The following is a 13,852-nucleotide window of genomic DNA, read 5'->3' as shown; positions in this document are numbered from 1 at the left end:
GTCTTTATTACTGTATAATTTTGATAAAAATAAGATTTTTAGATTAAATTATAACGATTTCGTAAAAAATAAAATCATTACCATCAAAAAAAATATCCTTTTGTTTTCTTCATTATTTCTGAAGTCACAAAAGGATATTTTTTTATTTTAAAGAAACAAAACTACAATTCGAATTCGTCTGTATTTTGTTCTGTTTGAGTAGTATCTTTTACGATTGTTGGTCTGACATAACAATCAACTTTAATCGAAAGATTTGCAGGACGCTCAAATTCACCTTTAGAAATTTGAAGATTTTTATCGGCATAACATTTTTTCATGAAATAACCCCAAACTGGTAAAGCAGCAGTTGCTCCTTGACCGTAAGTCAAACTTTTGAAACGAGCTGAACGATCTTCACATCCAACCCAAACACCAGTTACTAAGTTTGGAACCATTCCCATAAACCAACCATCAGATTGATTTTGCGTTGTACCCGTTTTACCTGCAATTGGATTTGTAAACATGTACGGATATCCTGTCCAACGATTATCTCCGCTTCCTCCTCCTTGTGTACGCAAACGAACACCAGAACCGCTTTCAGTAACTCCTTGAAGCAATTTGATTACAGCAAAAGCAATATCTTTATTTAAAACGTCGTGAGACTCTGGAATTGGTTCATAAATTACCTCGCCGCTTTTGTTTTCGATTCTGCTTAAAAACTGTGGTTTCACATAAACTCCTTGATTTGCAAATGTACTATATGCTGCAACCATATCCTCAACCGTAATATCTACAGCTCCTAAAGCAATTGAAGGCTGAACTGGAATTTCTGTTTTTACACCTAATTTTTTAGTCAATTCTACAACAGCTTCAGGGCTTGTTCTGTCAATTAATTTAGCCGAAACGGTATTAATCGACGCTGCTAAAGCTTGCTTAAGAGTTACCATTCCTCTGTATCTGTAATCAGAGTTTCTTGGCTCCCAATCTTCTGTTACGTGATGACGCCCTTTATGAATCATAAACGGACCATCTAAAATAGAATCGCAAGGCGACATATTTAATTCTTCAATAGCTGTTGCATAAACAAAAGGTTTGAAAGTCGAACCTACTTGTCTCGCTCCTTGCCCTACGTGATCGTATTGGAAGTATTTATAATTGATTCCACCAACCCACGCTTTAATTGCTCCAGTTTGTGGCTCCATAGACATTAAACCAGATTGCAAAAAGTGCTTGTAATAACGAATAGAATCTAGCGGTGTCATTGTTGTATCGCGCTCTCCTTTCCAAGTAAAGACGCGCATTTTTGTTTTTACTTTGAATGATGCAATAATATCATCTTCGCTTTTATCCATTTCTTTCATTTGCGCCCAACGAACAGAATTTTTCATTGCTTGCATCATGATTCGATCAGTTTCTGCTTGTGTAATATTTACGAAAGGAGCATTTTTGTTGGTTTTCTGTTCACTAAAAAACTGTTGCTGCAAGTTTTTCATGTGTTCAGAAACTGCCTCTTCTGCGTAAGATTGCATTCTAGAATCTATCGTAGTGTAGATTTTAAGTCCGTCTTTGTAAATATCATATTCAGAACCGTCTGGTTTTTTGTTTTCTGTAACCCATTTTTTCATGTAATCACGAAGATACTCTCTAAAATAAGTTGCTATACCTTCACGGTGGCTTTCTAATTTAAACTTCAATGTAATAGGAAGCGCTTGCAATCTTTCTTTTTCAGATTCTGAAATCATTTTTGCTTTTGCCATTTGTGACAAAACCACATTACGACGGTTTTTAACACCTTCTGGATTTCTTACTGGATTATATAATCCTGAGTTTTTGAACATTCCAACCAAAATAGCCGATTCGTCTACCGTTAAATCTTTAGGATCTTTAGAAAAATAGGTTTGAGCAGCAGAACTTACTCCGACAGAATAATTTCCGAAATCGTAAACGTTGCAATACATCGCCAAGATTTCATTTTTTGTGTATTGTCTTTCTAGACGAATGGCAATAATCCATTCTTTTATTTTTTGTACAATTCTAAAAGGCAAGAATTTAGATCCTTCACCATGAAATAATTGCTTTGCAAGCTGTTGTGTTAACGTACTCGCACCACCATTTGTTCCTAAACTGAAAACAGCTCTCAGTGTTCCGCGTCCGTCAATACCTGAATGCTCGTAAAAACGTGCGTCTTCGGTTGCGACAAGCGCTTCAACTAAGTTTTTAGGAAGATCTGAATATTTTAACTGAGAACGATTGGTTTTGAAATATTTACCAATTACAACTCCATCAGAAGAAATAATTTCTGTAGCAAGGTTAGAATCTGGATTTTCTAAATCTTCAAACGAAGGCATTGAGCCAAATAATCCCCATGAAGCAAATAAAAAGAAGGCTAAAATTCCTAGTAATGTGTAGGCAAAAACACGCCAGAATTTCTTTTTATAATAATTAATATCCTTGTTTGATTGATTGTTTTTTTTAGTAGCAGCCATAACTATTTATCTAATCTTTTTGTTCTATTCTAAAACCAACGTCTGTAATTCCTTCTAAAGCTTCAACTCCAGGAATTTTTCCTGATTGCCTAACGGCTTGCTTAATGTGAACTTTATATTTTCCTCTAAACTTCACATCTTCTTTGTAATACAATTTACTTTCTTTAATATCCGTAAATCCGTTTCCTAACAAAGTTCCGTCTGGAGCCGCCATTTGATATTGCAGGGTATCTACTTTTGTAAATCCGCTTGGTGCTTCGATAGCAACAATTAAAAACAAATTATTAAACGGATAATTGTTGTTGTCTCTAATGTTTACAAACAAATTGTATTTTTTTGTAGAATCTAAAACTGGCAGATCAAAGCTTACAATGCTGTCTTTGTGCCACGCACTTCCAACAGATTTATACTCATCGAATACCCTTTTTTTATCGCAAGAAAAAAGTAGTATTGCTACCAAAAGAAGAATTCCGCTATTTTTTATTCTCATTTTTAGTAATAATTATTGGTTTTCTAGGCTCAGCAGGTTTTTTCTCATTAGAATTTGGCTTGTTCGAATTATTGTTTTGTTTATTCGGATTCTGCTTGTTCTTATGATTTTGCTTATTTGGATTATTCTGTTTGTTCTGCTGATTCGGATTTCCTACTCCAGAAGGTTTATTATTTCCTGCTGGTTTCGGATTATTATTGTTTTTTTCCTGTTGTGGTTTCTGCGGGGTTGCAACACCAGCAGGTTCAGCATTTTTACGCTTGCGATTTGGTTTTTTCTTTCTTTTTGGCTGGTCAAAACGAGTTAAACTCTCTTGTCCCATGGCGTTGTTGAAGTCTTTTTCTGGTTCTGCAACTACCTCAACAGCAAAATCTTCTAAAGAAGAAACTTTATTTTTCTGTTTGTTTTCGGCAATAATTTCTTTTACCTGATCAATTTTCAAAACGTGCCAGTTTGCAAAGTTGTTTGTATAGGCAAACCACATCAATCCTTTAAAAATATCTTGTTTCTGGCAAACAGCATCACCTTTTTCCGTAATCAGTTTGGTATCGTAATCTGGAAAATCTTTTAATGCGTCCATGTACGTATCTAACTCGTAGTTTAGACAGCATTTCAATTTTCCGCATTGTCCCGCTAATTTCTGCGGATTCAATGATAACTGCTGGTAACGTGCTGCAGAAGTATTGACACTTCTAAAATCGGTAAGCCAAGTAGAACAACAAAGTTCACGCCCGCAAGAACCAACTCCACCCAAACGTGCCGCTTCCTGACGGAAACCAACTTGTTTCATTTCTACCCTAGTGCTAAATTCTTTAGCAAAATCTTTAATCAGCATTCTAAAATCGACACGATCGTTTGCTGTGTAATAAAATGTTGCTTTAGAGCCGTCACCTTGAAATTCGATATCAGAAATTTTCATTTCCAATTTGTGCTGAATTGCCAATTCACGTGCGCGAACTTTCATAGGTTCTTCGCGATCGCGGGCAACAGACCAAATATCAATATCTTTTTGTGATGCTTTTCTATAGATTTTAGGTACATCATTACTTTCGTAATTCACTCCTTTTTTCTTCATTTGAATTTTTACCAATTCTCCTGTAAGAGTAACAATACCAATATCATGACCTGGCGAAGCAACAGTTGCTACAATATCGCCAATACTTAAAGTTAATTTCTCTGAATTTCTAAAAAATTCCTTACGTCCGTTTTTAAAACGAACCTCAACACAATCAAAAATCGCCTCTCCAGTAGACGGGCTCATGTTAGAAAGCCAGTCAAAAACCGTCAATTTATTGCAGCTATCGGTGCCGCAAGTCCCATTATTTTTACAACCTTTTGGTGCGCCACCATCTGAGGTTGAACAACTTGTACATGCCATAATTATATATGTAGTGCTGCCAAAATACAGCTTAAGTTCATAAACGTTTGATCGGTAAAGATAGTATTTTTTTTATTTGGCTATTTATAGATTAATTGTAAAGGGTTGTTAAATAAAAAAATGCTGTTTGTTCTGGTAATTAATCCTATCAAAAAATATTTTTATTTTATTTTTTCATCTAAAAAAAACAGTGCAAATTTTTTACCAAAAATCTTAATCGTCCAATTTCATAACACAAATTGGCATTTTTAATTTCAATTCTGAAATATATTTCTCGTTTTTATGTTTTATCTTACAATCCCGTTTTTGTTTTTCAAAATTTTGAACGTTGGATTACAGAAAAAAATATTTTTTATACATCACTTTAACTTTTTTATATGCACACACAAAACATTATCGAACAGTACATTTTTCAAGGAAATCTTGACGCTGCCAGAGAAGCAATCAAAAATGGTGAACCTTTTTCTGAGCAATATCTTAAAAACAACTTTTCGCAAATAACTGCCAAAATTATAGATGAAAAGGCGATTGATCTTATCGATATTTTAATAAAGGCAGGCTTTATTGAAACCGATATCTACGAATTGGACAGTTTTGACAAATCAATCTTCAGTTCTCTTTCTCGAAATATAAAAAACGACGAAGCATCTCTTTCTTTTTTCAAAGAAATAATGTCTAAAGTCGACAATATAAATGATGAAATCAGTGATCAGACATTGTTGGGATATTTTATAGAAAAAGAAGCCGTTCCAGAAGTAATTAAAATTTTAATAGAAGATTTCGGTTGCAATGCGCAATACAAAAACAACGCTCAAGAAAATTTAATTCATAAAATCGTAAACAATTATTCTTTAAATGCCGAAAAAGGCAAAGAATATATTAAAACACTTCTTGAAAACGGAGTCGATATCAACGAGAAAAATGTAGTTGGTACAACGCCGCTGATGTATGCTGTAAAAAGAAACAAAAAAGAATATATTCCAACTTTGTTAGAAAACGGAGCAGATCCTAATGAAAAAGACAATCAAGAAAATAGTTCTTTTTATTATGCAGTTGGTGAGCAATTTTCTATTCCGATGTACGAACTTTTGGCCGAATCGTCTTCGGCTGATTTCAACAGCATCAATAAAGACGGGAGAACTTTACTTACCGAATTTATCCGAATGATGTCTGATTCTGAAAATGATCTAAATTCTTTGCAAAGATTATTATCTGATGGTGCCGACTTAAATCACGCTGCTTTATATTATGGAAATCCAAAATCGGGTATCGATTATATTTCTGAGAAAAAATCAGGAATTTTAAAATCGGCTCTAGAAAGTGGAGCAATTGATGTTAATGAACAAGATAACCAGGGAAATACCATTTTGCATAAAGTCTGCGCTTATAATGTGAATTATGATGCCGAAGCTGCAAAAGAAATTTACAGAAAAGTCAAACTTCTTCTGGAGAATGGCGCAGATAAAGAGATTACTAACGATAAAGACGAAACAGCTCTTACACTAGCTTCTAAAGACAATTTGAAAGTTAAAACTGTTGAACTTTTGATGAAAGCTTAAATTTTCATCGTTAAATAAAAAAAATCTAAACACATAGCAACATAGTTTCTAATCTTATAGGAACAAAAGAAACAAGTTTCCACACATAGCTAAACTATGTGCATTTAAATAAGTGAAACGCCTTTTTAATATTCAAAAAACTATGTTTCTATGTGTTTACAATAATGTATAAAAATCAAGATTCTATGTCAATGTCATTTATAATTGCCTGTGAAAACGGCAACCGAAAAATAGCTGAATTACTGCTTCAAAATAAAGAAGTCGATGTAAAATATACCGACGAAAAAGGAAGAACCGCTCTACATTATGCCGCGCACAGAGGATATCTCGATATTGTAAAACTATTAGCCGAAGATGGCGCCGATATCAATTATGAAGATCATGCGGGAGAAACTCCTTTATTCTTTGCTTGTCTTCAAAAACAAAAACAGACTGCGCTTTATCTTTTGGAAAACGGAGCGAAAATTGAAATCAACGATAAAAGTGGTAACAGCCTCTTACACTTGACAGTACAGAACGCACAAGTCGAAATTGCAACAAAGTTGCTTGAAGCAGGGATTGATGTTAATCTACTGAACAACAATGGCGAAACACCGATTTTACTGGCTTCAGCAAAATTAAACAGAGAAATTATCCAATTGCTTTTAGACAAAGGTGCCGAGATTAATACGACCGATAAACAAGGAAATACTCCCTTAATTTATGCTTGTTACACCAAATCTCTGCCAATGGTAACTTTACTTTTGGATAACGGCGCGGATGTAAATCACGCTAATCATTCTGGCGAAAATGCTCTTTTGATTGCTTGTTATGAAACCAACAGAATGCTTGCTAAATTATTAGTCGAAAGAGGCGCTGATGTTTTCACTTCAAACAACAACGGTTATTCTCCTATTTGGTACGCTTGCGCGAATAATCAAAAGGAAATTGTGTCTTTGTTTCTGGAAAATGGTGTTGATGTAAATTACAGCAAACCAGTCGCTGGAGAAACTTCCTCTATGAACGATTATCTGGATTGGATTGTGAGCGCTACAAATATTGCAAACGATTCTAGTTTTACACTAAATAACACTTACGCTTACGGCGGAGAAAGTCTTTTGCATGTTGCAACCAAAAAAGGCAATTTAAGTATGGTAAAATTGTTGATTGAAGCTGGAGCAAATATTAATATTCAAGATGAATCAGGAAATACTCCACTTCATTACAGTGCCGCTAACGGAAAAAAAGATGTAGTAAAATACCTTCTTGACAACAAAGCCGATGCCTCAATTGTAAATGTGAAAGAACAAAAAGCAATTGATTACTCGAACGTAAAAGGGTTTAATGAAATTACGGAACTTATCTTGAAGTATGCGCCTTCTGGAACGGTTGTAACACCAATTCAAACTTCAAAAATTGAAGAAGCAGTAAAATCTGACTCTGGAAATTCGATGGAAGCCAAAAAGAAAGCTTTATTAGACTTAAAAGAACTTTTGGATGCTGGCATTCTAACTTCTGAAGAATTTGAAACTGAAAAAACTAAAATTTTAAAAGGATAAATAATTAACAAAATGAAAAAAATCTTAAACAAATCCCTATTACTACTATTATTAATCGCAACAAGTGTAATTTCTACTTCTTGCAACGACCTTTCGCCAGAAAAGACTTTTGATGTAGCTGTTTTAAATTCGAATTTACTATCTCGATTTGGCGGAAAAGAAATCAGTGACAAACTGCAAGGTGAAGCTCAGGTTTATGATGAAAATCAAAAAAAGATGATTCCTTCTTCTTATCAGGATGCTATTAAATATGACATATCAAATTTAGAAATTAGATTGAAATCTATTACAGAAATACCCGAAGATGATGATAATAAAGAAATTCTTCAGGCCTCAAAAGATTTATTCTCTTATGTAATTACAAAACAAAAAGAAGGCTATTTACCAATCGCTAAAATGAAAGATGAAAATGCTTCTTCAGAACAAATACAAAAAGCAATAGTTGATTTTGACGCTTCAACTCAAACCGAGGTTGATGCGAAGTTTAACAAATTGATGGCTGCTGGAAAAGCGTATGCTGAAAAACATAATATCGACGCTAAATTCGGTATTTAGAAATGAATTAAATCTTATCAAAAAATCAGGCAGCTCTTGTCTGATTTTTTAACCTTAAATTGGTTCAATTGAGAAATTTCACAATGCAACCTTCTAAAAAACTAAATAATGGTAAAGAAATACTTTTCAATAATTGGAACAATTTTACTGCTCTCTATCATTTTAGGCTGTAAAGACTCTAAAACTATTGACAAAGAATCAAATGCAGAAGTTACAGAACTAAAAGATATTCCCGAAGTTGAGGAATCAAATGTTGTAATCAAAAAAGATCTCGCTGACTTTATACCTAAAAACTATGTTCCTTTTGATACCATTAAAGGTGATTTAAACAAAGATGGAAAAGAAGATATAATTCTGATTATTAAAGGAACAGACAAAAGCAAAATAATTCAGCATGAATATCGCGGCGAATTAGACCGAAATCGAAGAGGAATTATAGCATTATTAAACAAAAATGGCGGTTATGAATTAGCCCTTAAAAATTACGATTGCTTTTCTTCTGAAAATGAAGAAGGCGGAGTTTATTATGCACCAGAACTTGATTTTGAAATAAAAAGTGGAAATTTATACGTGAACTATGCTCACGGAAGATACGGATATTGGAATTATACTTTCAGATATCAAAATTCAAATTTTGAGCTAATTGGTTACGATGCGAGCAGTAATCGCGGACCAATTGTATTAACAGAAACCAGCATCAATTTCCTGACTGGAAAAAAGATTGTAAACCAAAACATCAACGAAAACACGTATGACGATGATGAAGTTTTTCAAAAAACAGAAAGCAAAATCAGTAAAAACAAACTAATTAAATTGTCTGAAATTAAAGATTTTGATGAGCTTGAGTTTTCGGAAGAATGAAATTAAAAAAACCTATTCTGTAGCAATACAAAATAGGTTTTTTTATATTTCCTTAACCGTAATAATCTTCACCGGACAAGCTTTTGCAGCTAATTCACAACTCTCAACAATCGTATGATTTGTAGATTTCAATGTAAAAAAGCCTTTTGCATTCTGCGAATGAATCAGAACCGATTTTCCATCTTTTTTTGACATTTGAAAATGTACAGGATCCATTTCGACACAGTAATTACAGCCGATACATTTATCCCTTTGTAAAGTAACAATAACCATTATGCATCAACAATTTTATACAGTTTATCAGACATTCTGATTCTAAATGGTAATTTGAAACTGCAATCATCGCCTTTTGTTGCTTTTTCTCCCGCGGCATCATTTACAAACATTTCACCAATTATCATTTCCTGAGCGCCTGTACTTGGCCCGGTAACTAAAATTTTATCTCCAATTTTAATATCGTAAGCTTCTATTTTAAACTGTCCAACCTCCGCTTTAGGGAAATAATGTGTTCCTTTTCCAACATACACTTTTTTCTGCGTAGCTGCTGAACCTGGAATATCGCTCCACTCGCCTAATTCTTGCCCAAGATAATATCCTGACCAAAATCCGCGATTGTAAACCGTTTCTAATGCTTTCATCCAAACTGTTGTTTTTTCTTTTGAGAAAGTTCCGTCATAGTATGAGTCGATAGCTTCACGATACGTTTTAGTTACCGTTGCCACATATTCTGGCGCACGTCCTCTTCCTTCGATTTTTAAAACTTTAATTCCAGAATCAATAACCTGATCTAAGAAATCCAAAGTACACAAATCTTTTGGCGACATCATGTATTCGTTGTCTAATTCAATTTCAAAACCAGTTTCCTGATCGATAACGGTATATTTTTTTCGGCAGTTTTGTTTGCATGCGCCGCGATTCGCAGATGAATTATTGGAGTGTAAACTCAAGTAACATTTCCCAGAAACCGCCATACACAAAGCTCCATGACCAAAAATTTCGATTTCTACCAAATTTCCGTTTGGACCTTTGATCTGTTCTTTCTCAATTTGATCGGTAATATTTTTTACTTGGCGTAAGCTTAATTCGCGGCTTAAAACCATTGTATCGGCAAATAAGCTGTAGAATTTTATAGTTTCAATATTCGTTACATTCAATTGCGTTGAAATATGAACTTCCATTCCAATTGATTTTGCCATCGCAATTACGGCTTGATCTGAAGCAATTACCGCTGTAATATTCGCTTCTTTGGCTTTGGTTAATAATGTTTTTACAACTGATAAATCGTGATCGTAAATAATGGTGTTTAACGTCAAATAACTTCGAACATTTTTTTTCTCGCATCGATTGGCGATTTCTTTCAAATCCTCAATCGTGAAATTAACTGTTGATCTTGCGCGCATGTTAAGCTGTTCCACACCAAAATATATAGAATCACAGCCATTATCTAAAGCAGCTTGAAGCGATTCAAAATCTCCAGCTGGAGACATGAGTTCAATTTTGTTTGTAATAGTCATTTTTGATTTATTATTCAAATGACAAAAATAATGTGGGTATAGATTAGATTCCTATGATTTATATCATAGTCTATATTTTTAAAAATTATTTGTAAAGCGTTACACGGTCTTTGTTAAACATAGCCCACGGTTTCAACCGTGGGTACACAATGCAAATCTTTAACGTTACGCAACAATACGTTTCCCACGGTTGAAACCGTGGGCTATGCTTATATATATTGTGGTATTTTTTGGGTGTATCTTTATGGTGTATTTAATCCATGTAATTTTACAAATTCATCAAACTCTTGCTGTCCGTTCTTTTTGAGATGATGTTGTTTTTGATTTTTGATGTAATTGTAAACAACATCTAATTGAGATTCGCTTACTGCAAAAGCTGCGTAACCCGTTTGCCACGCGAATTTTTCAGGAATTAGATTTACTCCATTTATACAATGAGAAGATCCTCCTTTCGCTTGACGAATTACATCTGATAGAGATTTTTTAGGATTTAATAAAAATAAAACATGTACATGGTCGGGCATTCCGTTAATGATTCTAACAGGGCAATCTAAATCAATTAATTTATTGTGAATATAATCATACACATTTTTCTCAATTGAAAAATCAATTAATTCCTTACGATTTTTTGTTGCCCAAATTGCGTGAATCCATAATTTGGTAAAAGAATGTGACATTGTAAATTAGAGTTTAAAAAACTGTTAATTTACAATTTTATACAATTTATCTGACAAACGAATACGAAAAGGAACTTCAAAAGTAACCTTATCCCCAATTTTAGCAGTTTGAGTTTCTGCTCCGTTAACAATGATTCTATTCAAAACCATTTCCTGATCGCCTGTAGTTGGACCAGAAATTAAGATTTTATCACCGCTGTTTAACTCTTGGTTTTCTATAGTAAATTGTCCAACCTGAGCTTTTACATAATAATGTTCTGCTTTTCCAAGAAGTACTTTTTTTACTTTTATTTTCTGACGAATATCCGCTGGCTTTTGAGCTGTTGCCAAAGCAGTTTCTGGCAATTCTCCTGAGTGTTTGAATTTTAGATTTTCAGATTTTCCTTTTCTGAATACTTTGTTTCCAACTTGTTTACCTGTTCTTAAACGAACCTGATCTACTAAAGGCATGTGAATTATTTCAAGACATTCTGTAGAACAGCAGTTTTCCATTGCTGCTTTACAATCATCGCACTGAATAAACAATAAATGACATCCATCATTTTCGCAGTTGGTGTGATTGTCGCAAGGTTTTCCGCATTGATGGCATTGTGAAATAATATCATCCGTAATTCTTTCGCCTAAGCGATTATCAAATACGAAGTTTTTACCAATGAATTTGCTTTCTAAACCTTCTTCTTTCAATTGTTTAGCGTAATTGATAATTCCACCTTCTAACTGATAAACGTTTTTGAAACCTTGGTGTTTGAAATATGCGCTCGCTTTTTCGCAACGAATACCTCCAGTACAATACATTACCAGATTTTTATCGTCTTTGTGATCTTTAAGCTGTTCGTTGATAATGGGCAAACTCTCTCTGAAAGTCTCAACATCTGGAGTAATTGCACCTTTAAAATGTCCAACTTCACTTTCGTAGTGATTTCTAAAATCTACTACAATTGTGTTTGGATCATCAAGGATTTCGTTGAATTCTTTGGCTTTTAAGTGAACGCCAATATTAGTTACATCAAAAGTATCATCGTTTAAACCGTCTGCAACGATTTTGTGTCGCACTTTGATAGTCAATTTTAAAAAGGAATGATCGTCTTGTTCTACGGCAACATTCAATCGTATGTCTTTCATAAAATCATAAGCTTCCAGCGTTTCTCTAAAAGCTTCAAAATTTTCTGCAGGAACACTCATCTGAGCATTAATTCCTTCATGGGCAACATAAATTCTTCCTAAAGCATCGAGTGCATTCCAGGCAATGAATAAATCGTTACGAAATTTTTGTGGATCTTGAATTTTGGCATACGCATAGAAAGACAACGTTAGTCGTTGTTTACCGGCATCATCGATTATGATGGCTCTTTCTTCTGCGCTTAAAGTGTTATACAGTTGCATGCTATAAACAATTTTAAGTTAAGAAATAAATTAATTAAGAATCTATAAATGGAATAAATTCGGGCGCAAAGGTAAGCCTTTCTTTTCAATTTTAAAAACAATAAAAACGCTTGATATTTGGAATCATAATCAAGAAAATGGACGATTATTTAAATCTATAGTCGCAGATAGTTTTTATATAAAATGAGTTGCATTAATAAAAAACATCTACTGTTTATCAATACATTATAAAATTTGATTAAATTTATATGGTACAATTTTAACATTTGTGATTATGAATGCTTTAAAACTACCAAAACCAATCCTTCCCCTCTTCTTCCTTTTAACCTTAACTACTTCATGCAAAAAAGAGCAACCCAAGGCTCCGCCTCCTATGCAGGCTCCATTTGTCACGGTCAAAAGTGAAGACGTCCCCATTTATAAAGATTTTGCGGGACAGACTTTTGGAGATTTAGACATTGAATTAATCGCAAGAGTTGATGGCATCTTGACCGGAATTCATTTTAAAGAAGGTCAAAGGGTGAAAAAAGGCCAGCTTTTATATACCATCGATCCGTTAGAATATGATACCAAAGTAGAACAAGTTCGCGGTCAAGTTGCAGGCGCTCAAAGTAATTTGGTAAATGCCGAAGAAGAACTAAAAAGAATCCGCCCGCTTGCAGATATGAACGCCGTTAGTAAACGTGAATTAGATGCCGCTGTCGCGAAAGACAAAGCGGCACGCTCCAACTTAAACAGCGTTCAGGCCAGTTTAAGAAATCAGCAGATTGAACGAAGCTATTGCGATATTAAATCTCCGATTGATGGCGTTATCGGACTCTCGAATGCCAGATTGGGCGATTATATTACCCGAATTGGAAATGATTCTAAACTAAATACGGTTTCCAAACTAGAAAAAGTTAGAGTTCAGTTTACCGTAAGTGAAGCTGATTATCTTCGTTATCAAAAACAAGTAAAAGCTGGAGAACGTATTACCGATCTTGCCTTAATTCTTTCTGACGGAAGTACCCATTCGGAAAAAGGAAGTCTCAATTTTTCTGACACTAAAATTGATCCCACAACAGGAACAGTTACTATTGAAGCGCAGTTTCCTAACCCAGACGGTACGTTACGATCTGGTCAATTCGCAAAAGTCCGTGTTTTATTAAGAACACAAAAAGATGCTATCGTAGTTCCGCAGAAAGCGGTAACTGAAATTCAGGGACTTTTTCAGGTTTCTATAATTGACGATAAAAATACCATTCAAACCCGAATGGTCGAAGTCGGACAAAAAATTGGTGTCGACTGGATTATCACAAAAGGCTTAAAACCCGACGAGAAAGTCGCCATAATTGGCAATCAGTTTATTCAGCCTGGATCAACCGTTGTTCCAGTTCCTTATGTTGCCGACAAAGATAAAAAGCAGATTGCATCATCTCTAAACAACTAGATT

General features: G+C 34.2%; 12 protein-coding genes. 5 read left to right on the top strand and 7 right to left on the bottom strand.

Annotated elements, in window-relative coordinates; translation table 11 throughout:
- Nucleotides 1-161: 161 nt before the first annotated feature.
- From P0R33_RS13250 to ricT, 3 genes are read right to left on the bottom strand one after another with little or no spacing between them, the layout of a single operon-like run.
- The gene (locus P0R33_RS13250) at nt 162-2,465 is read right to left on the bottom strand and encodes a transglycosylase domain-containing protein (RefSeq protein WP_276171664.1); all 2,304 of its coding nucleotides are present in this window, start codon (nt 2,463-2,465) and stop codon (nt 162-164) included.
- A gap of 10 nt (nt 2,466-2,475) precedes the next feature.
- A complete protein-coding gene (locus P0R33_RS13245; RefSeq protein WP_276171663.1) occupies nt 2,476-2,955 on the bottom strand; it encodes a gliding motility lipoprotein GldH in 480 nt (159 codons plus the stop codon).
- The gene (gene ricT / locus P0R33_RS13240; RefSeq protein WP_276171662.1) at nt 2,939-4,333 is read right to left on the bottom strand and encodes a regulatory iron-sulfur-containing complex subunit RicT; all 1,395 of its coding nucleotides are present in this window, start codon (nt 4,331-4,333) and stop codon (nt 2,939-2,941) included. Before ricT ends, P0R33_RS13245 begins: the two co-directional genes overlap by 17 nt.
- Nucleotides 4,334-4,710: 377 nt before the next feature.
- Here ricT and P0R33_RS13235 point away from each other — a divergent pair, with 377 nt between their 5' ends.
- The 4 genes from P0R33_RS13235 to P0R33_RS13220 all read left to right on the top strand — a co-directional run bounded on the left by P0R33_RS13235 (nt 4,711) and on the right by P0R33_RS13220 (nt 8,846).
- Nucleotides 4,711-5,892 carry an ankyrin repeat domain-containing protein gene (locus P0R33_RS13235; RefSeq protein WP_276171661.1) on the top strand — a complete coding sequence of 394 codons (1,182 nt, stop codon included), beginning with the start codon at nt 4,711-4,713 and terminating at the stop codon, nt 5,890-5,892.
- 185 nt (nt 5,893-6,077) lie between these two features.
- On the top strand, nt 6,078-7,430 hold the full coding sequence (locus P0R33_RS13230) for an ankyrin repeat domain-containing protein (protein ID WP_276171660.1): 1,353 nt from the start codon (nt 6,078-6,080) through the stop codon (nt 7,428-7,430).
- Nucleotides 7,431-7,442: 12 nt separating this feature from the next.
- The gene (locus P0R33_RS13225) at nt 7,443-7,985 is read left to right on the top strand and encodes a hypothetical protein (protein ID WP_276171659.1); all 543 of its coding nucleotides are present in this window, start codon (nt 7,443-7,445) and stop codon (nt 7,983-7,985) included.
- Nucleotides 7,986-8,093: 108 nt separating this feature from the next.
- Nucleotides 8,094-8,846 (top strand): hypothetical protein, encoded by a 753-nt coding sequence (locus P0R33_RS13220; protein ID WP_276171658.1) that lies wholly within the window; start codon nt 8,094-8,096, stop codon nt 8,844-8,846.
- A 42-nt stretch (nt 8,847-8,888) separates the two neighbouring features.
- Here P0R33_RS13220 and P0R33_RS13215 read toward each other — a convergent pair whose 3' ends face one another.
- From P0R33_RS13215 to P0R33_RS13200, 4 genes are all read right to left on the bottom strand, one after another.
- Nucleotides 8,889-9,119, bottom strand: coding sequence for a ferredoxin (locus tag P0R33_RS13215; RefSeq protein ID WP_276171657.1), 231 nt, complete (start codon nt 9,117-9,119; stop codon nt 8,889-8,891).
- Nucleotides 9,119-10,360: a peptidase U32 family protein gene (locus P0R33_RS13210; RefSeq protein WP_276171656.1), complete on the bottom strand. Its 1,242-nt coding sequence runs from the start codon at nt 10,358-10,360 to the stop codon at nt 9,119-9,121. Before P0R33_RS13210 ends, P0R33_RS13215 begins: the two co-directional genes overlap by 1 nt.
- Before the next feature lie 242 nt (nt 10,361-10,602).
- The gene (tnpA, locus tag P0R33_RS13205) at nt 10,603-11,037 is read right to left on the bottom strand and encodes an IS200/IS605 family transposase (protein ID WP_276171655.1); all 435 of its coding nucleotides are present in this window, start codon (nt 11,035-11,037) and stop codon (nt 10,603-10,605) included.
- Between the two features lie 24 nt (nt 11,038-11,061).
- Nucleotides 11,062-12,420, bottom strand: coding sequence for a rhodanese-related sulfurtransferase (locus tag P0R33_RS13200; protein WP_276171654.1), 1,359 nt, complete (start codon nt 12,418-12,420; stop codon nt 11,062-11,064).
- 274 nt (nt 12,421-12,694) lie between these two features.
- Between P0R33_RS13200 and P0R33_RS13195 the strand changes: the two genes are divergently transcribed.
- Nucleotides 12,695-13,849: an efflux RND transporter periplasmic adaptor subunit gene (locus P0R33_RS13195; protein ID WP_276171653.1), complete on the top strand. Its 1,155-nt coding sequence runs from the start codon at nt 12,695-12,697 to the stop codon at nt 13,847-13,849.
- The last annotated feature ends 3 nt before the right edge of the window (nt 13,850-13,852 follow it).

It is taken from the genome of Flavobacterium sp. YJ01 (genome assembly GCF_029320955.1).
Taxonomy (GTDB): domain Bacteria; phylum Bacteroidota; class Bacteroidia; order Flavobacteriales; family Flavobacteriaceae; genus Flavobacterium.
The sequence above is the reverse complement of the archived record's forward strand: the minus strand, read 5'-3'. Positions and strand labels throughout refer to the sequence as shown.